Source organism: Shouchella sp. JSM 1781072, assembly GCF_041949915.1.
Classification (GTDB): Bacteria; Bacillota; Bacilli; order Bacillales; family Bacillaceae_D; genus Shouchella.
Window position 1 is genome coordinate 1,004,254 of record NZ_JBHFQE010000001.1, and the last position, 21,484, is coordinate 1,025,737.

The window sequence follows — 21,484 nt, forward strand, 5'->3', positions numbered from 1 at the left end:
GAAATGATAAAAATAAGGGTGGCATTCCCTGTCATGTTTCATTATCATAAGAAGTGTTCAACGAAAAAAGGATAATTCCGTGAGGTGACATAAAAATGGACGAAAGCGCGAATCGAACGAATGATGTTCTAGCGTCAACTCAATCCATTATACATACTGCATTAAGTAAATTAGGCTACCCGGAAGAAATGTACGAATTATTAAAGGAACCAATGCGAATGATGACGGTTCGAATTCCTGTAAGAATGGATGATGGATCAACGAAAATCTTTACTGGCTATCGTGCACAACATAATGATTCTGTAGGACCGACTAAAGGTGGCGTGCGGTTTCATCCAGATGTGACAGAAAAGGAAGTTAAGGCGCTGTCGATCTGGATGAGTCTTAAAGCGGGGATTGTGAATCTTCCATATGGCGGTGGAAAAGGGGGCATTATTTGCGACCCTCGAACAATGTCATTCCGCGAAGTCGAGCGACTAAGTCGCGGATATGTTCGCGCAATTAGTCAAATTGTCGGACCGACGAAAGATATTCCTGCGCCAGATGTGTTTACCAATTCACAAATAATGGCGTGGATGCTTGATGAGTATAGTCGCATTCGTGAATTTGACTCTCCAGGATTTATTACAGGAAAACCACTCGTCTTAGGCGGTTCCCATGGCAGAGAATCCGCTACCGCAAAAGGAGTCACCATTTGTGTGAATGAGGCAGCGAAAAGACAAGGCGTCGATATGGATGGCGCGAAAGTGATCATTCAAGGGTTCGGAAACGCTGGAAGTTTCTTGGCGAAATTTATGTCCGACGCAGGCGCAACAGTTGTAGGTATTGCAGATGCGTACGGTGCGTTATACGATGAAGAGGGACTTGATATTGACTATTTATTAGATCGACGTGATAGTTTTGGAACGGTAACAAAACTTTTTAAAGACACCATAACAAATGAAGAGTTGTTGGAAATGGATTGCGATATTTTAGTGCCAGCAGCAATTGAAAATCAAATTACCGCCCGTAATGCAGGGAACATTAAAGCATCAATCGTGGTTGAAGCGGCAAATGGACCGACAACACTAGAAGCGACAAAGATTTTGTCTGAACGAGGAATTCTGCTCGTACCGGATGTATTGGCGAGTGCGGGAGGCGTAACCGTTTCGTATTTTGAGTGGGTCCAAAATAATCAAGGGTTTTACTGGTCTGCGGATGAAGTGGAAGGCAAGCTACAATCTGTACTCGTAGAAGCATTTGACCATATCTATCAATTAGCTAAGCGTCGGAAAGTGGACATGCGTCTAGCTGCTTATATGGTTGGTGTTCGTAGAATGGCAGAAGCTTCTCGTTTTCGAGGCTGGGTCTAACTTGATATACGATTGAAGAAAACCCTTGTGTATAGCGTTATGCACAAGGGTTTTGCTGATGAATAAGGATGAAGAAGAGGATGATCAACAGATGTATGATGTAATCATAATTGGTGGAGGGCCGTGCGGATTATCTGCCGCAATTGAGTGTGATGAGAAAGGGTTATCGACACTTGTAATCGAAAAAGAAAATATTGTAAATGCAATCTATCGCTACCCAACACACCAAACGTTTTTTAGCACGAGTGAACGGCTAGAAATTGGTGGTGTACCGTTTATAACGGAAGAGCGAAAACCGAAACGAAATCAAGCGCTTGTCTATTATCGAATGGTGACAGAGCGCAAGCAAATAAATGTACATGCCTATGAACAAGTTCAAGCCGTGCATAAGCAGACTGATAGCACATTCCAAGTGCAAACATCAAAACGTACGTACCAGGCGCGAAATGTGGTGGTTGCAACAGGTTATTATGATTCGCCGAACCTGATGAATATTCCTGGTGAAACAAACAGCCATGTCATGCATTACTTCAAAGAAGCGCACCCGTACTTCAATCATCATGTAGTAGTGATCGGCGGTAAAAACTCAGCTGTTGATGCTGCCATTGAGCTCGAAAAAGCAGGCGCACATGTTACCATGCTGTATCGAGGTTCCGATTATTCTGCTAGCGTGAAGCCATGGATTTTACCTGAACTCGTTTCTTTAGTGAAAAACGAGCGCATTAGCCTTGCTTTTAACGCGCATATTAATCAAATTACGGAAGAAGCGGTTCACTATACAGTAAATGGAGAAGAGGCAGAAGCGAAAGCTGATTTTGTTTTTGCTATGACAGGCTATCATCCTGATCATACTTTTTTACGAAACATGGGTGTCGAAGTAGACGATGTGTCTGGTCGGCCAACCTTTAATCCAGCAACAATGGAGACAAATGTTGCGAATGTCTATATTGCCGGTGTCATAGCAGCGGGTAACCATGCAAACGAAATTTTCATTGAAAATGGCAGAGAACACGGAAAAAACATTGCAGAAACGATAAACCAAAAGTAGAAAATGGAGGAAAAACATTGAGGCACGTCGTACTTTTAACTACAGGTGGAACGATTGCAAGTACCACAGGTGATAACGGAAAATTAGTTGCTGGCGAATTAACAGGGGAAGAATTAGCTAATTTATGTGGGTTACCAACGGATATTAATGTAACGGTGCGCTCCGTTTTGCAGAAACCAAGCGTCCACTTGACGCCGGAAGATTGGGCTACCCTAGCTTATGAAGTGAAAAAAGCTTTTCAAGCAAATGATGTAAACGGGGTTGTTGTTACCCACGGTACAGATACATTGGAGGAAACGGCCTATTATTTAGATTTAACAAATGTAGATGAAAGACCAGTCGTTGTAACAGGTTCACAACGGGGGCCAGAGGAAACAGGCAGTGACGCATTTATGAACTTAAGGCACGCGATATATGCGGCATGTGAACCAGATTTACAAGGTACAGGGTGTGTGGTTGTATTCAATGAACGGATCTTTTCCGCACGTTATGTAAAAAAAGAACATGCGTCCAACATTCAAGGCTTTAATGCTTTTGGATTTGGTTATTTAGGGATTATTGACAATGATGTTATTTTTACGTATCAAAAGCCAATCCGACGGGAAATGTATATGGTAAAGGAACCCACATTTCTTGAGATCGGAATTGCAAAAATTTATTTAGGGATGTCTGAACAAACGCTACGTGCCATGCTGGATACTGTGGATGGGCTTGTTATTGAAGCCGTTGGTCGAGGTCAAGTGCCGCCACAGTTAGTTGCCCCTATTAAAGAGGCGTTGCAAAAGAAGAAGCCTATTATCTTAACAACGTCATCTGAAGAGGGGAAAGTGTATCCGACATATGATTATAAAGGAAGTGCACACCACTTAGAACAACTTGGCGTCATTTTAGGGTCTGATTACGATAGTAAAAAAGCAAGAATTAAAGCGCTCGTTTTAACGGCAGCTCACCAGGATCTTGCCGTTGGGTTTTCATAAGCGGTGAAACTTGAGTCTCATTAATGTGAGGCGTATACTGGATTATGTAGCGGACGTCCTTTTAGAGAGTGGGTCGACAAGCGTTGATTTCTTTTATTCTTGCGGCTCTGGCTCCGGCCATGGCATTGTTCTCTTATGTGTATTTACGCGATTCCTTTAGTCGAGGTGCCATGTTTTTAGTCCTAAGAATCTTTATTATTGGCGCCTTGCTCGTCTTACCAATTTCAGTCATTCAATTTGCTTTCACAGAAGAAGCCATCTTAGCTCATTCGTTTTTAAAAGCTTTTTTGCTTTACGGATTGATAGAAGAGGGTTTAAAATGGCTGATGTTGTTCATATTTGCTTATCAACATGGTCAACTCAAGCAACCAATTGATGGAATCGTTTTTGGCGTAGCGTTATCTCTTGGTTTTGCTTCCGTTGAAAATAGTTTATATATGATTGCATATGGGTTTGATCACGTACTTCCGAGAACGTTATTACCGACAACGGCTCATGCTGTTTACGGAATAATTATGGGTTACTACGTGGGAAGAGCCAAATACCATCCTTCAAAAAAACAACTATTTCTTTTTTTAGCGGCTGTACTACCAATGATTTTGCACGGAAGTTACGACTACATTCTAATGGATTTTGGACATTATTTCTTATATTTAATGATTCCATTTATGATTGCGCTGTGGCTATTAGCAATATGGAAAATAAAAAAGGCGAACAAACTAGATGAAGATGAAAAGAGCAATCTGAACTAAAGGAGGAGGATAGCGTGACAACAGCGAATCGTTATCGAATTGTCATTCGTTGCCCTTTATGTGGAGAGAAATACATTTTACGTGGAAAACGAAATGAAAACGGAGAGTATGAAACAGGCTTTAAACAGTGTGTATGTGGAAATGAAGATCAACTAATTATTGAAGCGTCACCTGAAGCATGAACGTGCGAAAAACGTACAGCTATGTAAGACAAGCTGTGCGTTTTTTTATGCATTTTCAATGCTACGGGTTGCAGAATCATTTGTTTTGCGTTAAAGTTGTGACAATAGCAAATAAACTTAATAGATCTTATCAAGAGAGACGGAGGGACATGGCCCGACGAAGTCTCAGCAACCAGCTTTAATTGGCAAGGTGCTAAATCCAGCAGAAATCTGCAAGATAAGAGAATCGTTCGCAACCTTTCTTCTTACATCTTGAAGAAAGGTTTTTTATGATTGTACCGTTTTTAAGGGGGATAAAAAATGACAACACATGATGAATCAATCCTAGCGCAAATTGGAAATCGTCGAAATGATGCAACTGGCGCTGTTAATGCACCGGTGTATTTCTCTACTGCGTATCGTCACGCAGGAATTCAAGAATCTACAGGGTACGATTATGCTCGTACTGGAAATCCAACTCGAGAAGTGCTCGAACAAGCCATTGCAAATTTAGAACATGGAAACCAAGGGTTTGCAACAAGTTCTGGCATGTCAGCCATTCAACTCGTGTTTTCACTTTTTGGGCAAGGCGATCATATTTTATGTTCAGATGATTTGTACGGTGGTACCTACAGATTGTTTGAAGGTGGATGGACAAAGTGGGGGCTGCGCTTTGACTATGTAGATATGGCTGATTTACATGCCGTTGAACGTAAATTAAAAGCCGAGACAAAGGCGATTTTTGTGGAAACACCTACAAATCCATTAATGAAAGAAGCCTCCATACAGGAGCTAGCGACTCTTGCCAAAAAAGCAAATGTACTCCTTATCGTCGACAATACGTTTTTAACACCGTTGTTACAAAAGCCATTAGTGGATGGAGCAGATATCGTCATCCATTCAGCGACAAAATATTTAGGTGGCCACAATGACGTTGTCGCTGGGCTGGTTGTTGCAAAATCAGCGGAATTGAGTGAACAATTAGGCTACTTTCACAATGGAGCAGGTTTCATTCTCGGTGCATTTGATTCCTGGTTATTAATGAGGGGCATGAAAACATTAGCGCTGCGAATGAAACAACATGAAATCAATGCAAAACAAATCGTTTCGATGTTAGAGGAAGAGCCTCTCGTGCGTGACGTTTTATATCCGGGAAAAGGTGGCATGTTGTCATTTCGTGTGACTGATGAATCCTACATAAATCCCATACTCAAAGCACTTCAACTAATTTCTTTTGCAGAAAGCTTAGGAGGAGTGGAAAGTTTAATGACGTATCCGGCTACGCAAACCCACGCTGATATTCCGGAAGAACTTCGGATTGAAAAGGGCATCGATCAGACGTTGTTACGGCTTTCGGTCGGAATTGAACATAGCGAAGATTTAATCGCTGATCTAAAACAAGCATTTGAACAAGCAACGAATCAAGGGAGGTGAGGTCCATGAACTTGAGAGAGGCTGTAACGTCTTCTGTTATTGTCGCTGATGGCGCAATGGGAACGGTTTTATATGAGGCGGGCTATGACTTATGTTTTGAAGAATTAAATCTTTCTAAACCAACCGAAGTGATTTCGATTCATCAAGCGTATTTACATGCTGGAGCAACTGTTATTCAAACGAATACGTATGCAGCAAACGGCCATAAATTAGCACGTTATGGACTACAAGAAGACATGGAGGCCATAAATGAAGCAGCGGTTGAGCTTGCCAAACAAGCGGTGAATACAAGTGAGAAGAAGCAGGCGTTTGTCGTTGGAACAGTCGGTGGGATTCAAGGGTTTCAATATGAACAAATCGATCGAAATGAATGCGTCCAATCGTTAAATCAGCAAGTAGATGTGCTGTTAAAAGCGGGTGTGGATGGCTTATTGTTTGAAACGTTTTATGATTTTTTTGAAATAAAAGAATTGGTTGTCGCGACACGCAAAAAAACAGATTTGCCGATCATCGCAAACGTATCGCTTGGTGACATTAGTGTGTTAAAAGGAGGCATTCCTCTTAGTCAAGGTTTAACAGAACTGTATGAAGCAGGAGCGGATGTTACAGGGTTAAATTGCCGCATGGGACCTTATCATATGCTTCGATCCATTGAGGAGCTTGAACTACCTTATGATATACCGTTAGCTTGTTATCCAAATGCAAGTTTACCAGGCTATCGAGATGGGCGCTTTGTCTATGCGTCGAATACAGACTATTTCACATCAATGTCAGAACGATTTATTAATGAAGGGGTGCATGTGATAGGGGGATGCTGTGGCACGACGCCAGCCCACATCGAAGCAATTAAACAGGCCGCAAGTGGGCGCTCGCCTGTTAAGCGAACGATTCGAAAACATGCAAGACATACAGAGTTGGTTCCTCCGTCTGAAACAAAACAATCGATTAAAGATGTTGTGGAGCAAAAACAAACCATTATTGTTGAACTTGATCCGCCGAAAAAATTAACAATTGATACATTTATTGAAGGGGCAAAAGCGTTAAAAGCTGCTGGGATTGACGCATTGACATTAGCGGATAACTCGTTAGCAAGTCCAAGAGTTGATAATCAAACGTTGGCGATGATTGTAAAAGAAGAAGTGGGTCTTCAAAGTCTTGTCCACTTAACGTGTCGTGACCGAAATTTAATTGGCTTGCAATCTCATTTAATGGGACTTGATTTAGCTGGGTTATCTGATTTGCTGCTCATTACAGGTGATCCGAGTAAAATTGGCGATTTTCCTGGAGCGACTTCTGTTTACGATGTATCGTCGACAAAACTGTTGCCGCTCATTAAACAAATGAATGAAGGGATTTCATTTTCAGGTAAGTCTCTCGGAAAAAAAACATCGTTCACGACAGCAGCAGCTTTTAATCCGAACGTGAAACATCTTGACAAAGCCGTCAAGCGTTTAGAAAAAAAGATTGAAGCGGGAGCCGATTACTTCCTTACTCAACCAATTTTTGATGAAAGTCAGTTTAAACAGATTTATGAGGCTACGAAGCATTTAAACGTTCCCATTTTTGTTGGAATTATGCCGTTAACGAGCAGCCGAAATGCAGAGTTTCTTCATAATGAAGTGCCTGGGATTTCGCTTTCTGATGAGACGAGAGCACGAATGGCGCGAGCTGGAGAAGACGTTGTTAAAGCGGAACGAGAAGGACTTGCGATTGCAAAATCGTTAGCTCGAGAGGCTGCAACTTATTTTAATGGAATTTATTTAATTACGCCATTTTTGCGTTATCACTTAACCGTTGAACTGGCCACATACTTACGAGAACAGACAACCGCACCGTTGCATAAAGAAAGGGAGTTACAATGAGACATAATCAGATTGTTGAACAGCTTAAGAAGAAAATTGTCGTTTTAGATGGTGCAATGGGCACGATGATTCAAGATGCGAATTTAGAGGAAACACATTTCGGTGGCGCTGCTTATGACGGATGCAATGAATATTTAAATCTTACGGCTCCAGACATTATTTCCAGTATTCATCAAGCGTATTTAGAAGCAGGCGCCGATGTGATATGCACAAATTCGTTTGGCTCTTCTAGTATAGTGCTGGATGACTATGAACTAGGGCACCTTGCTTATGAGATCAGTCGGAAAGCCGCTGAATTAGCGGTAGAAGAGGCACGTAAATGGCACACGGATTTAGAACCTCGTTTTGTGGCAGGGGCGATGGGACCTACAACAAAATCTCTCTCTGTCACAGGGGGAACAACGTTTAATGAATTAATTGCGACTTATGAAGAACAAGCGATTGGTTTAATTGACGGTGGTGTGGATCTGTTGCTTTTGGAAACAAGTCAGGATATGCGTAATGTTAAGGCTGCTTCCATCGGCATACAGCAAGCGTTTAAAAAAACCAACGTCACGCTGCCTCTATTTATTTCAGGAACCATTGAACCAATGGGGACAACATTAGCTGGACAAACCGTTGAAGCATTTTCCCTCTCTGTTGAACATCTTCAACCACTTGTGGTCGGATTAAATTGTGCAACAGGACCAGAATTCATGCGGGATCACATTCGCTCGCTGTCAGAACTGGCGGAAAGTTATGTTAGCTGCTATCCAAATGCTGGTTTACCGGATGAAGACGGACGCTACCATGAGACACCGCACTCGTTAGCGAAAAAGCTTGAAGGTTTTGCAGAAAAAGGCTGGCTTAACGTAGTAGGTGGTTGCTGTGGAACAACGCCTGCTCACATTCGTGCGTTAAAAGAAATGGTGCAAACCTATTCACCGCGAACAGAAAACACGCGGCATCAGCACGCTGTTTCTGGCTTAGAGGCACTCATTTATGATGATTCAATGCGCCCTCTTTTTGTGGGCGAGCGAACAAATGTAATTGGTTCACGGAAATTTAAACGGTTAATCGAAGAAGGGAAGTATGAAGAAGCGTCAGAAATTGCACGTGCACAAGTAAAGAAAGGCGCCCATGTTGTGGACATTTGCTTGGCGGATCCTGATCGTGAGGAAGCAGATGATATGGCTGCTTTTCTAACTCATGTAACAAATAAAGTGAAAGTTCCGCTCATGATTGATTCAACCGATGAAAATGTCATTAAAGAAGCTCTTACGTATTCGCAAGGAAAAGCGATTATTAATTCCATAAATCTTGAAGATGGCGAAGAACGGTTTGAAGCGATTCTCCCTCTAGTCAAGCAGTTTGGTGCGGCGCTTGTCGTAGGAACGATTGATGAAACGGGAATGGCGGTTACGGCAGAACGAAAGCTAGAAATTGCGAAGCGCTCGTTCAAGTTATTAACGGAGAAGCATGGCATTCCAGCACATGATATTATTTTTGATCCACTTGTGTTTCCAGTTGGAACGGGCGATGCCCAATATTTAGGGTCAGCTACAGCGACTGTAGAAGGAATTAAGCTCATAAAAGACCACCTGCCGCAATGCTTAACGATTCTAGGGGTGAGTAACGTATCATTCGGTTTACCACCTGTAGGAAGAGAAGTGTTAAATTCGGTTTATTTGTACCACTGTACACAGGCGGGTCTTGATTATGCAATCGTGAATACAGAGAAACTTGAACGGTTTGCCATTATCTCAGATGAAGAGAAGGCATTAGCGAATCAATTGCTTTTTGAAACGGACGACCAAACGCTCGCGGACTTCACCGCTCATTATCGTGGAAAAAGTTCGAAACAAACGATCGAGTACGAAGGATTGTCGTTAGAAGAACGATTAGCTTTATATGTGGTAGAAGGAACGAAACAGCGCTTGGACGTTGACTTAACTCTTGCCTTGCAAACGTATCCCACGCCTCTTGATATTATTAATGGGCCGCTGATGGACGGAATGGATGAGGTCGGTCGGCTGTTCAACAATAATGAATTAATTGTGGCGGAAGTGTTGCAAAGTGCAGAAGTGATGAAAGCAGCTGTATCTTTTCTTGAACCGCATATGGAGAAAAGTGATCATGAATCTAGAAAAGGAAAGATCTTACTAGCAACAGTAAAAGGTGACGTTCACGACATTGGAAAAAACTTAGTCGATATTATTCTTAGCAATAATGGATTTGAGATTGTTAATTTAGGCATTAAAGTGACGTCTAATGAGTTAATTGATGCCATTAAGAGAGAACAGCCGACTGCGATTGGTTTATCGGGGCTATTAGTAAAGTCGGCGCAACAAATGGTGTTAACGGCTCAAGACTTAAAGCAGCAAGCAATTTCCATCCCTGTGCTTGTAGGAGGAGCAGCGTTAACGCGGAAATTTGTTGATACACGTATTGCCCCAGAATACGAAGGACTCGTTATTTACGCCAAGGATGCGATGAATGGATTAGAGTTAGCTAATCGCATAACGAGTGAAGAAAAGCGTGAGGTGCTAGCTGCTGAATTAAGTGAACAGCGCAAGCTAAAAGCAGAACACTTAGCAAAACGGGTGACGCCTACAGCTTCTGCTACCAAAAGTAGTGAAGAGGGAAAATCAACAATCGCACACCATCATCAGGTGATACAGCCTGCAGATTTACGTCCACATATCGTGAAAAATTATAATGTGGAACATATTTATCCTTATGTGAATATGCAAATGCTGCTTGGTCGTCATCTAGGCGTCCAAGGAAGAGTCGATCGTTTACTCCAGGAAGGACATGATAAAACCGTTGAATTAAAAGAAAAAGTGGATAAACTTTTTTCTGATGCAAATCAATTGAAGACGTTGCAAGCGAATGCGATGTATCAATTTTTCCCAGCCCAGTCAGATGGAAATGATTTAGTTATTTACGATCCTTCCAATCCTAATAACGTGCTTGAACGCTTTACCTTCCCGCGGCAACGGGTCAAACCTTTCTTATGTTTAGCAGACTTTGTCCGTCCAGTTGGCTCTGAAATGGACTATGTTGGCTTTTTAGCTGTCACTGCCGGAAAAGGAGTACGCGCTTTAGCTGAGAAAGCAAAGGAGAGCGGAGAATTTTTACAAAGCCACCTTGTGCAAGCAGCAGCGTTAGAAACAGCAGAAGGATTAGCGGAACGTCTTCATGAACAAATGCGTGATCGCTGGGGCTTTCCAGATACGGCTGACTTCACGATGAATGATCGTTTTGCTGCGAAATATCAAGGCATTCGCGTTTCGTTTGGCTATCCAGCATGTCCCAATTTAGAAGACCAAAAAAAATTATTTGATTTGTTACACCCTGAAAAAATTGGAATCGACTTAACCGAAGAGTTTATGATGGAGCCTGAAGCAAGTGTGACGGCGCTAGTGTTTTCCCATCCGGAAGCTCGTTATTTTAATGTGACATGACCTACTATATCCGTTTAAATAAGCGTGAAAACCCTCGAGCGAACAAACTCGAGGGTTTTTTCGTGTGTACATGTTAAATGGAATCGCTAGATTGAGTGGTATAAAAAATTTGGAATAACAAAGACTACCGTTAGCTAGATCAAAATCGTCAATTATGAAGGAGGAAAACCCTTGTTTATCCGCAAGAATACATTTCTAAAATACGGTATGGTCATTGCTGTAGGACTACTTTCATTCTTATTTTTTGAGTCTGAGGCAGAGGCATTTTCAGAACAAGTCATTCAAAAAGGGGCTACTGGAGATGATGTGGTTGAGCTTCAAGCAAGACTACAATATGTAGGCTATTACAACGGAAACATTGATGGGGTCTTCGGCTGGGGTACATACTGGGCTGTTCGAAACTATCAATACGAGTACGGGATTGATATTGACGGCTTAGTTGGGCAAGAGATGAAAGGAAAGCTTGTTGAGACAACTAGCTTTGATCAACAATATGTCACAAATGCATTAAATGAAGGTCGGTCTTTCTCGCACTATGGCGGCACGTCAAAAGAGAATCAAAAAGGGCAAGCACCGCAAAATGATCAGTCTGGAAATGGGTCAGAAGATCCCCAATCAGCTGATGACAACGCATCTGGAGATGATGGAGAGCCTATTATCGAAAAAGCACAAAATGTTCCTTCAGGCTATTCAAGTAACGATATTCAGCTAATGGCACAAGCGGTTTATGGAGAAGCGCGAGGCGAACCATATGAAGGGCAAGTAGCAGTTGCAGCAGTTATCGTCAATCGCTTAAATTCAGCAACGTTTCCTGATACGGTTGCTGGTGTTATTTATGAAGAACGAGCATTTACAGCTGTAGCAGATGGTCAAATCAATTTAGGTGCAGATGAATCTGCTCGCAATGCCGTGCTTGATGCTCTAAACGGTCAAGATCCATCAAACAATGCACTGTATTATTTTAATCCTGATACAGCAACGTCTGCTTGGATTTGGACGCGTCCACAAATTAAACGTATCGGGAAACATATATTCTGTTATTAAACTGTTGGAGGTGGAGTAAGTGATTCGGAATGTCATGATTGGAGCCCTCGCTGTTGCGGTTGTTGGCACAGGAGTTTGGGGCTATCAACAAAAAAATGAAAAAGATCAATTAGCTCAAACGGCGGAAAACATGTACGAACGAGCGTATCATGATTTAAGTTTCCATATTGATCAAATTGAAGATGAATTAGGGAAAACACTAGCGATGAATAGCCAGAGGCAACTATCGCCGGCTTTAGCGGATGTATGGCGTGTGACGAGTTTGGCTGAAAAAAGCCTAGCGGAATTGCCCGTGCAAGGATTGAATATGGAAGATACAGAAAAATATCTATACAAAATTGCTGATTTCACGTACCGTACTTCGGTTAGAGATCTAAACGAAGATCCTTTAACTGATCAAGAGTATGCAACACTCGAGCAACTATACAATCAATCAGCCTCTATCCGACAATCAATGCGTGAAACACAAGCAATGATGATGAATGCGGATATGCCTTGGTTAGCTGAGCGAGAAAGAGATGAAGAGGAACCAGCTGAATATTCGTTTGCAGGACACTTTGAACGAATGAATAAATCTGTTCAAGGGTTTAGCGAAGTGGAATGGGGCGCAACAGACTCTTCCATCCGCAATTTAAATGGCGAATTAAAAGAGGCGCTCAGTGGTCGTGAAAAAATTACAAAAGAAGAAGCAAAACAAAAGGCGCTTGACCTTCTCCAGTTAGGGAAAGGTGCAACGGTTCAAGTGGACGATGCAAGCGACGCCATCGAATACCCGGCTTATTCACTTGTAGTGGACGATCCCGAAAATAAAGCAAATTACAATATGGATATGAGTGTTGAAGGTGGAGAACCGATTTGGTTTATGCAAAGCCGGAAAATTGAAAAGCAAACGATTGGTTTAAATGATGCGGTAAAAGAAGCGGAAGCCTTTCTTGAGCGAGCAAATAAGTCGGATATGGAGCTTGTTGATAGTACACAGTATAATAATATGGCTGTTCTTGAATTTGCTTATGTAGAAGAAGGCGTTCGTATTTATCCGGATTCCATTACCATAGAAGTGGCGCTAGATGATGGGGATATCGTTTCTTATGTAGGGCGAGGTCATATCATTCATCATGACGACAATCGAGACATCCAATCGCCGTCGGTAACAAAAGAAGAAGCACAGGCGATGATCAATCCTCATATTGACGTAATGGAGGACCACATCGCGATTATTGAAAATGACATCAACGAAGATGTGCTCGTCTATGAATTTTATGGAACAAAAGACAATGATACGTATCGAATCTTTATTAATGCAACGAACGGGAATGAAGAAAAAGTAGAACGAATGAAAGACACAGAACCGGATTACGATGTTTCATAAAGTAAGGGCCCTCGCTTAGTCATGCGAGGGTTTTTTCGTTGAAGCGATGCTTGCCATCTTTTGAAAATATGAGATAATAGGAGCAGCGCTTTTAGCCAAAATTGGCGCATGAGATGACAAGTTTTAAAAGAAAGTGTGTGAAGAATGAATGACGAGTTTTAATGTAGCAATTGATGGTCCTGCAGGGGCAGGGAAAAGTACAGTAGCAAAAAAAGTAGCTGAGAAACTAGGTTTTTTGTATATTGATACAGGAGCGATGTATCGAGCATTAACGCAAGCTGCTTTAGCTACAAATGTTGATTTATACGATGAAAAGGCGTTAAACAACCTTTTAATGGAGAGTGAATTAGAACTTTCGCCATCGTCAACAGGCACAACCGTTTTTTGGAATGGAGAAGACATAACGGAAGACATTCGTTCAAATAAAGTAAATCAAAACGTATCACTTGTATCAAGCTATAAGCAAGTACGTTTAAATATGATGGAAAAACAACAAAAGTTAGCTAGTGAAAAACATGCCGTGCTTGATGGACGTGATATTGGTACGCATGTACTGCCAAAAGCCGATGTAAAAATTTTCCTAACCGCCTCCGTTGACGAGCGTGCGAAACGTCGCCATTCGGAACAAATAAATAAAGGCCTTCAGTCTAATTTAGAAGATATCAAGCGGGATATTGAAAAAAGAGATGAGCTTGATTCAAGCCGTGCATTCGCGCCATTAAAAAAAGCGGACGATGCGCGTGTTTTAGATACGACGAAAATGGATATAAACCAAGTAACGGATGCGATTCTCGATTTTGTAAAGGAGCACTCTATTTAATGAAGCTGTATCGGTTTGGACAAGCAGTGTGTCGGTTCGTACTACGACTGCTATTTAAAGTAGAGATTAGAGGAAAAGAAAACATTCCTGAAGAAGGCGGCGTCCTTCTTTGCTCCAATCATATTAGCAATTTTGATCCGCCTCTTTTAGGTGCCTTCATTAACAGGCAAGTGCGCTACATGGCAAAAAAAGAATTGTTTGATAAGCCAGGTGTTGGAAAATTATTAAACGGTCTAGGTGCGTTTCCTGTAAAGCGAGGAGGTAGTGATCGAGAATCATTACGAACGGCACTGAAGATTTTGAAGCAAGGCGACATGGTTGGATTATTTCCTGAAGGAACACGTTCCAAAACAGGTGAAATCGGGAATGGGTTAGCAGGAGCTGGATTTTTTGCAGGGAAAAGCGACGCTTATGTTGTACCGTGCGTCATTATTGGACCCTATAAATTTCGCAAACGTGTGATCATGGTATATGGGAAACCGATTGATATGGAAGCTTACCGGATAGAACGTGTTTCAGCGAAAGACATTACCGAGAAAATTATGACTGAAATTCAGCAGCTTAAAGATACGCATCAGTAATACGTGATGCTCTCATATGACGAACATAAAACGTGTTACGTGTAAATGATAAAAGGAGGAGAACTTAATGGCTGAAGAAATGAATGTATTTTCAGTAGGAGACCTTGTAAAAGGTACGGTCACAAAAGTGGAAGACAAGCAAGTTTTTGTGGATGTAGGATTTAAAGTGGATGGAATTGTTCCAATTAGTGAATTGGCTACTTTGCATATCGAGAAAGCTGGCGATGTGATTGCTGTAAACGACGAAGTAGAGCTCCAAGTTACGAAAGTGGAAGATGATGAATTAATTTTATCAAAAAAAGCAGTACAAGCAGAAAAAGCATGGCAAATGCTTGAAGATGTGCAGCGCAAAGATGAAGTGATTGAAGCTGTTGTCGCTGAAATTGTAAAAGGTGGACTCGTTGTTGATTTAGGTGTAAGAGGATTTGTACCTGCTTCACATGTAGAACGACACTTTGTTGAAGATTTCTCAAGTTACGAAGGAGAAACACTTCGAGTAAAAGTCATTGAATTAGATAAAGACAATAACAAGCTAATTCTATCTCAACGCGCTGTGCAAGAAGATGAAGTTGAGCACAAGAAAAAACAAACGCTACAATCGATTGAAGTCGGCTCCACATTATCTGGAACGGTACAACGCTTAGCGACATTCGGGGCATTCGTAGATATTGGCGGTGTTGATGGTTTAGTTCACATCTCGCAAATTGCCCATGAAAGAGTCGAAAGCCCTCAGGATGTTTTAAGTGAAGGCGATACGGTAACCGTGAAAGTGCTTTCGGTTGACATTGATAACGAGCGAATCTCCCTATCTATTAAAGAAACATTACCTGGGCCTTGGGCAAATGTTGGTTCCACGTTAAACGTAAATGAAGTGGTCTCTGGTAAAGTGAAACGACTCGTTAACTTTGGTGCTTTTGTTGAAGTATTGCCTGGTGTTGAAGGACTTGTGCACATTTCACAAATTTCAACACGTCATATTGGAAACCCAGCGGAAGTTTTAGAAGTCGGCGAAACTGTTAAAGTGAAAATTCTTGAAGTGAACGAAGTCGATAATCGGATTTCGCTTAGTATTCGAGAAGCACAAGAAGACGAGACTCGCAGCCAAACAAAGGCGTATGAAAAAGAACACCAAGAAGAATCTTCAGGATTTTCTCTAGCTGATATGATTGGTGATCAACTGAAAAAATATCGTTAGTAAAATGTAGACTAAAAAGATGCTTACGAGAACTCCATGTATGGATCCATACATGGAGTTTTTTTGTTTTGGTTCTTAGCGAACACCGGTTCAGTCGTCTATTTACCTCACCAATTTGCTTAATTGTAAAAGTAGACGTCTATTTTAGTAGATTTCCGTCCATAATCATGTAGAGGTGATTGACGATGGAGGGATTTTATTTTTACTGGCTCGGATGGATGTTTTGGGGGATTGTGACGTTCTTCATGCCAAAAACAGCTTCGCGAGCAATTTTTAGTGTCATTTTGTTAACTGTCCTTATTTTTGCGCCATTAAATTGGACGTTCGGTCCTTATACCGTTAGTTTTGGCCTCTTTTTCTTCCTTATTTGTTGCTATGCTGTAATTGGAAGATTGCCAATAGCACAATTAGCGTATTCGATATTCGTGTCTATACTCATTGCGACGGTCCATGTAAGCACGCAAGCGTTTATTCAAATGGATCCGATTATTTTATCAGTCGGGCCGTTTCTGGTCCAAGTGGTGCCTTCATTTATCTTAGCAGTCTTGCTTATTCGACGTCCAATTCGCACGGTTGTACTTGGAATCGGAATGATTCATGGAGAGATATTGAATCAAATTCGTCAAGCAAGTGAATGGCCTGTTTCAATTGGCTCATTTGCTTTTTGGGATCTACTTGCCCTCGCTTGTGCGTTAAGCATTGGGGTTTCTGCAATGATGTATAGTATTCAATGGGTTGAAAAACGTACAATCGAACGATACTTCCGTCCTAAACCGTTTGGAAATAGGATAGACAAGCATGCATGAGTTTAGTAAACTAATTGAGTTAGACAAAAATTTTTGATGTACGATGTAGGAAGGGTGTGAGATTGTGACAAAACCAGTCGTTGCAATCGTTGGAAGACCAAACGTAGGAAAGTCAACGATCTTTAACCGAATTGTCGGGGAACGAGTTGCTATTGTTGAAGATATGCCAGGTGTAACTCGAGATCGTCTTTATAATAATGCGGAATGGTTAAACCATGAATTTAATATAATTGATACAGGTGGAATTGAACTTGGAGACGAACCGTTGCTTACGCAAATGCGTCATCAAGCAGAGATTGCAATAGAAGAGGCTCATGTCATTATTTTCTTAGTAAGCGCAAAAGAAGGAATTACAGCAGCCGATCAAGAAGTGGTTAATATGCTGTTTCGCTCAAAGAAGCCTGTTGTTTTAGGCGTCAACAAAGTGGACAATCCTGAAATGAGAGATCAACTGTATGAATTTTATGCGTTAGGAATTGGCGAGCCATTCCCAATTTCAGGGGCACACGGATTAGGGTTAGGCGATCTACTTGATGAAGTCGCGCAACATTTCCCTACGGATTTAGAAGTACCATACGGAGAAGACGCGATAAAAATGGCGTTAATTGGCCGACCAAATGTCGGGAAATCTTCACTTGTGAACGCACTTCTTGGTGAAGAACGCGTGATCGTGAGCCAAATTCCAGGCACAACACGAGATGCAATTGACACAACGTTTACAAAAGATGAGCAAGAATATGTGGTCATCGATACGGCAGGCATGCGCAAACGAGGTAAAGTGTATGAAGCGACAGAGAAGTATAGCGTAATGCGTTCGTTAAAAGCAATTGAGCGGTCTGATGTCGTCTTGGTCGTGATTAATGGTGAAGAAGGTATTATTGAACAAGATAAAAAAATCGCAGGTTATGGACATGAAGCTGGTCGAGCTGTTGTGATTGTTGTAAACAAATGGGATGCTATTGAAAAAGATCATAAGACGATGCAGAACTTTGTTGAAGACATTCGTCAAGAGTTTCAGTTTCTTTCGTATGCACCGATTGTTTTCTTATCTGCTAAAACAACGCAACGTCTCCATTTATTGTTACCTGAAGTAAAAAGAGTGTCAGAGAATCATCATCTTCGTGTGCCGACGCATGTATTAAACGATATGATTATGGATGCGGTAGCCATGAATCCAACACCAACGGATAAAGGAAAGCGTCTCAAGATTAACTATGTGACGCAAGTAGCGGTTCAGCCGCCGACGTTTGTATTTTTTGTGAATGAACCGGAGTTAATGCACTTCTCATATCGTCGTTTTCTTGAAAATCGTTTACGTGCAACATTCGATTTTGAAGGCACGCCGATTCATATTATTTCACGTAAAAAAAATGATTAATGATGTGTAGAGGGGGAAACACATGATTATCACGACGGTTTTAATTGTAGGATTAAGTTATTTACTTGGTTCAGTAAGCTTTAGCTACTTGATTGCCAAGAAGATCAAGAAAATTGATATTCGTAAAGAAGGAAGTGGAAACGCTGGCGCCACCAACACATTGCGCGTGCTTGGAGTGGGTCCAGCTGTTTCGGTCCTTTTACTTGATGTGGGAAAAGGAATTTTACCCGTTGTCAGTGCGATGCTCATAACGGATGCTGCGCTTGTGCATGTATTGGCAGGGTTAGCCGCCATCCTAGGGCATAATTGGCCAATTTATTTTGGTTTTCGAGGTGGGAAAGGTGTTGCTACATCGATTGGTGTATTGGCAACCCTTGTGTTTCTCCCGTCGCTTCTCGCTGGCGTAATTGCCATTGCAAGTATTTTTATTACGAGGTATGTATCGCTCGGATCTCTATTATTTGCTATTTTAACACCTGTTGCTTTAGGAATCCTTTTACTTATTCCAAGTTTTACCTATCCGGTTGAATACAGCTTGTTTACAGTCGTTTTGGCGTTGATGTCGCTTTGGCGCCACCGTACTAACGTGAGTCGTCTCATGTCAGGGACTGAGAATAAAATTGGTAGAAAGCATGCTTAAGGAGTGATTCAAGTTGAAACAAACGATTGCCGTAGTCGGAGCAGGAAGCTGGGGCACAGCCCTAGCGATTGTTCTTGCTGATAATGGTCATGATGTACGCTTAGTGGCGAGAAGACAAGAACAAGTAGAAGAAATAAATACGCACCATACGAATGAAAAGTATTTACGTAACGTCGAGCTACCTAAACATCTTCACGCTTATCATCAAATGAAAGATGCGGTGAAGGATGTTGATGCGGTGCTACTCGCTGTGCCTTCAAAAGCAATGCGAGAGACGGTTCAAGAATTATTACCCGTATTGGAGAAAGCTGTGCCTGTGATTCACGCAAGTAAAGGAATTGAACCTTCTACATATAAACGGGTATCAGAAGTCATTGAAGAGGAAGCGAAAGATTCAGACAAGATCGCTTCGATCACGGTGATATCTGGCCCAAGCCATGCGGAAGAAGTGGCGTTACGACAGCCAACAACCGTAACCGTTGCTTCACAGAAGGAAGATGCTGCCGCTTATGCGCAAGGGTTATTTATGAACCAACAATTTAGAGTCTACACCAATCCAGATTTAATCGGCGTTGAAATTGGTGGCGCTTTAAAAAACATTATTGCGTTAATTTGTGGCGTAACAAACGGCTTAGGTTATGGCGATAATACGAAAGCGGCAATTATGACAAGAGGGTTAACGGAAATCGCTCGATTAGGTGTTCATATGGGGGCACAACCGTTGACTTTTTCAGGGTTAACAGGTCTTGGGGATTTAATTGTGACGTGTACGAGCGTTCATTCTCGTAATTGGCGCGCAGGACATATGTTAGGAAAAGGGATGTCGATGGATCAAGTTCTTGAAGAGATGGGCATGGTTGTAGAAGGGATACGTACAACGCAAGCAGCGTACGAACTCGCAACTAAAGAAGAAATCAATATGCCTTTAACAGCGGCACTTTACTCTGTTTTATTTAAAGGCATTGATCCTGTGAAAGCGGCAGAAGATTTAATGGGCCGAGTGAAGCGAAATGAAGTGGAAGAACTGTATCATTTGAATTAAACTCCACGTTTGCACCATTTTTCTGCCTCCTGCATACGATAAAAGGAACGTAAGCATGAGGAGGGATTGGATGTTTAAGAAAAATGATTCGTTTTTCGATCAAGTCCAAAAAAACACGAAAGTTCGACCTGATGAGTTACTTAAGCTCGCGAACTCTGTTAGTCAATCCAATTTAAAAGATGAAGCAACCTTACGCGACTTAATTAGCCGTGTAGCGGCGATGGCGAACAAACCTGTTTCAAAAGAGAAAGAAGACCAAATTGTCGCTGCGATTTTGAATAATAATATGCCATCTGATTTGTCGTCGTTAACAAAAATGTTTAACAACAAAAACTAGAAAAATAGTCAAACATCCAAACAAAATTTCGAAGCCTGCATATACTGCAATAGAACACCTACTATTATCAGGGCAAGAAAAAAAGGATTTAGTCAAGCTAGAGAGGAGAGCCCCACTCCTGTCTAGCTTTTTAACTGTTGTGGTGGTTTTGATTGTGCTATAATTAGTAAGATGGGAAAGATAAGTGAGGTGTAGCAATGTCTTTAGCAATGTTAAATATGTACATATCGTTCGCTGGAATTATTTTAATGTTTGTTTCCGCTGGAACAGCTTTTTTAGCGAGAACGCGATTGAGCGGAATTTTGTCTAAAATTGTTTTATCGTTTTCATTTATCTGTATGGTCGTGGCTGGTCTGATTGTCGCTTATATCGTTTTAGGTGGGCCAACGTCAAACTTTATGAGATAAAGGGGTAATATAGCATGAAGGTATTTTCGTTTCTTAGCGCTGCTTGTATCGTCATTTTTTTAAGCGGTTGCATGCTGCCTGATCAAGAACGTGCAGAAAATCAAGTTCCTTATGCAGATCAAATGGCTAGTGTTCAAACAGCTGTTCAACAATTTCAAGAAGATACAGGCGTATTGCCTATCAATACATTTGATGAGGATACGAACTTGTATCAGCGCTACGTCATCGATTTTCGGCAGCTAATTCCTACATATATGCAGGAGGCACCAGGATCATCGTTTGAAAATGGTGGTGTCTATCAATATGTGTTAGTTAATGTCGAAGAGGAGCCAGAAGTGAAAGTGATCGATGTCCGTGTGATGAATGAAATCAATACATTGACGCAACGAATTAATGATTATCGACGAGAACATACATACGCGCCGATTAAAGAAGCGCTTGATCACAATTTGTTTGCGCTTGATTTTAGCGCTTTAGGATACGATGAAGATCCATATATTGATAGTCCTTATAATGAAACACGGTTGCCGCTACTTTACACAAATAGTGGAGAGATTATCATTGATTATCGTGTTGATTTAATTGAACGAGAAGCGGAGATGGACGCGCCGTTTGAAACGGATACAGACTTGCGATCTTACTTGTATGAGGATGCGCCGTTCGTTCCTGTTTTCTCTGTTCCTTACACGTATGATCATGAAGATGGAATCCAATACGATACAAAATTCTATGAAAATGAATAAAATAGGTCTAGTTTGCCCCTTCCAGTCGTAAGATAGAATTGGAAGGGGCATTATCTTTATCGTCTCCCCTTTCAAGAGTCGATGCAGAAA

At 41.5% G+C, this 21,484-nt stretch carries 20 protein-coding genes and 1 riboswitch; all 20 genes read left to right on the plus strand.

Features of this window, described 5'->3' with window-relative positions:
- Positions 1-95: 95 nt before the first annotated feature.
- The 20 genes from ACE1TH_RS05345 to ACE1TH_RS05440 all read left to right on the plus strand — a co-directional run bounded on the left by ACE1TH_RS05345 (position 96) and on the right by ACE1TH_RS05440 (position 21,394).
- Positions 96-1,352, plus strand: coding sequence for a Glu/Leu/Phe/Val family dehydrogenase (locus ACE1TH_RS05345; RefSeq protein ID WP_099300884.1), 1,257 nt, complete (start codon positions 96-98; stop codon positions 1,350-1,352).
- 58 nt (positions 1,353-1,410) lie between these two features.
- Positions 1,411-2,400, plus strand: a complete 990-nt coding sequence (locus tag ACE1TH_RS05350; protein ID WP_375078473.1) for a YpdA family putative bacillithiol disulfide reductase — start codon at positions 1,411-1,413, stop codon at positions 2,398-2,400.
- 17 nt (positions 2,401-2,417) lie between these two features.
- Entirely contained in the window at positions 2,418-3,377 is a 960-nt protein-coding gene (locus ACE1TH_RS05355; protein ID WP_099300883.1) for an asparaginase, read from the plus strand.
- 68 nt (positions 3,378-3,445) lie between these two features.
- Positions 3,446-4,129 (plus strand): glutamic-type intramembrane protease PrsW, encoded by a 684-nt coding sequence (prsW, locus tag ACE1TH_RS05360; protein WP_375078474.1) that lies wholly within the window; start codon positions 3,446-3,448, stop codon positions 4,127-4,129.
- A gap of 14 nt (positions 4,130-4,143) precedes the next feature.
- On the plus strand, positions 4,144-4,311 hold the full coding sequence (locus ACE1TH_RS05365) for a hypothetical protein (protein ID WP_176554239.1): 168 nt from the start codon (positions 4,144-4,146) through the stop codon (positions 4,309-4,311).
- Between the two features lie 124 nt (positions 4,312-4,435).
- Positions 4,436-4,535, plus strand: a riboswitch (SAM riboswitch).
- Between the two features lie 76 nt (positions 4,536-4,611).
- Positions 4,612-5,724, plus strand: coding sequence for a methionine biosynthesis PLP-dependent protein (locus ACE1TH_RS05370; protein ID WP_099300882.1), 1,113 nt, complete (start codon positions 4,612-4,614; stop codon positions 5,722-5,724).
- Positions 5,725-5,729: 5 nt separating this feature from the next.
- Positions 5,730-7,586, plus strand: coding sequence for a bifunctional homocysteine S-methyltransferase/methylenetetrahydrofolate reductase (locus ACE1TH_RS05375; RefSeq protein ID WP_375078475.1), 1,857 nt, complete (start codon positions 5,730-5,732; stop codon positions 7,584-7,586).
- A complete protein-coding gene (gene metH, locus ACE1TH_RS05380; RefSeq protein WP_375078476.1) occupies positions 7,583-11,032 on the plus strand; it encodes a methionine synthase in 3,450 nt (1,149 codons plus the stop codon). Before ACE1TH_RS05375 ends, metH begins: the two co-directional genes overlap by 4 nt.
- A 207-nt stretch (positions 11,033-11,239) precedes the next feature.
- On the plus strand, positions 11,240-12,076 hold the full coding sequence (gene sleB / locus ACE1TH_RS05385; RefSeq protein WP_099302103.1) for a spore cortex-lytic enzyme: 837 nt from the start codon (positions 11,240-11,242) through the stop codon (positions 12,074-12,076).
- Positions 12,077-12,095: 19 nt separating this feature from the next.
- The gene (ypeB, locus tag ACE1TH_RS05390; RefSeq protein WP_375078477.1) at positions 12,096-13,445 is read left to right on the plus strand and encodes a germination protein YpeB; all 1,350 of its coding nucleotides are present in this window, start codon (positions 12,096-12,098) and stop codon (positions 13,443-13,445) included.
- A gap of 148 nt (positions 13,446-13,593) precedes the next feature.
- The gene (cmk, locus tag ACE1TH_RS05395; protein ID WP_099300878.1) at positions 13,594-14,265 is read left to right on the plus strand and encodes a (d)CMP kinase; all 672 of its coding nucleotides are present in this window, start codon (positions 13,594-13,596) and stop codon (positions 14,263-14,265) included.
- Positions 14,265-14,846: a lysophospholipid acyltransferase family protein gene (locus ACE1TH_RS05400; RefSeq protein ID WP_255223277.1), complete on the plus strand. Its 582-nt coding sequence runs from the start codon at positions 14,265-14,267 to the stop codon at positions 14,844-14,846. Before cmk ends, ACE1TH_RS05400 begins: the two co-directional genes overlap by 1 nt.
- Positions 14,847-14,913: 67 nt before the next feature.
- Complete coding sequence (gene rpsA, locus ACE1TH_RS05405; RefSeq protein WP_099300876.1) at positions 14,914-16,041, plus strand: 30S ribosomal protein S1; 1,128 nt, start codon at positions 14,914-14,916, stop codon at positions 16,039-16,041.
- A gap of 185 nt (positions 16,042-16,226) precedes the next feature.
- Positions 16,227-16,847, plus strand: a complete 621-nt coding sequence (locus tag ACE1TH_RS05410) for a YphA family membrane protein (RefSeq protein WP_375078478.1) — start codon at positions 16,227-16,229, stop codon at positions 16,845-16,847.
- A 64-nt stretch (positions 16,848-16,911) separates the two neighbouring features.
- Positions 16,912-18,225 carry a ribosome biogenesis GTPase Der gene (der, locus tag ACE1TH_RS05415; RefSeq protein ID WP_099300874.1) on the plus strand — a complete coding sequence of 438 codons (1,314 nt, stop codon included), beginning with the start codon at positions 16,912-16,914 and terminating at the stop codon, positions 18,223-18,225.
- A gap of 22 nt (positions 18,226-18,247) precedes the next feature.
- Positions 18,248-18,865 carry a glycerol-3-phosphate 1-O-acyltransferase PlsY gene (plsY, locus tag ACE1TH_RS05420; RefSeq protein ID WP_099300873.1) on the plus strand — a complete coding sequence of 206 codons (618 nt, stop codon included), beginning with the start codon at positions 18,248-18,250 and terminating at the stop codon, positions 18,863-18,865.
- Positions 18,866-18,878: 13 nt separating this feature from the next.
- Complete coding sequence (locus ACE1TH_RS05425; RefSeq protein WP_099300872.1) at positions 18,879-19,907, plus strand: NAD(P)H-dependent glycerol-3-phosphate dehydrogenase; 1,029 nt, start codon at positions 18,879-18,881, stop codon at positions 19,905-19,907.
- A gap of 70 nt (positions 19,908-19,977) precedes the next feature.
- On the plus strand, positions 19,978-20,244 hold the full coding sequence (locus ACE1TH_RS05430; protein ID WP_099300871.1) for a stage VI sporulation protein F: 267 nt from the start codon (positions 19,978-19,980) through the stop codon (positions 20,242-20,244).
- 197 nt (positions 20,245-20,441) lie between these two features.
- Positions 20,442-20,651, plus strand: a complete 210-nt coding sequence (locus ACE1TH_RS05435; RefSeq protein ID WP_099300870.1) for a DUF2768 domain-containing protein — start codon at positions 20,442-20,444, stop codon at positions 20,649-20,651.
- Positions 20,652-20,665: 14 nt separating this feature from the next.
- Positions 20,666-21,394 carry a hypothetical protein gene (locus ACE1TH_RS05440; RefSeq protein ID WP_099300869.1) on the plus strand — a complete coding sequence of 243 codons (729 nt, stop codon included), beginning with the start codon at positions 20,666-20,668 and terminating at the stop codon, positions 21,392-21,394.
- The last annotated feature ends 90 nt before the right edge of the window (positions 21,395-21,484 follow it).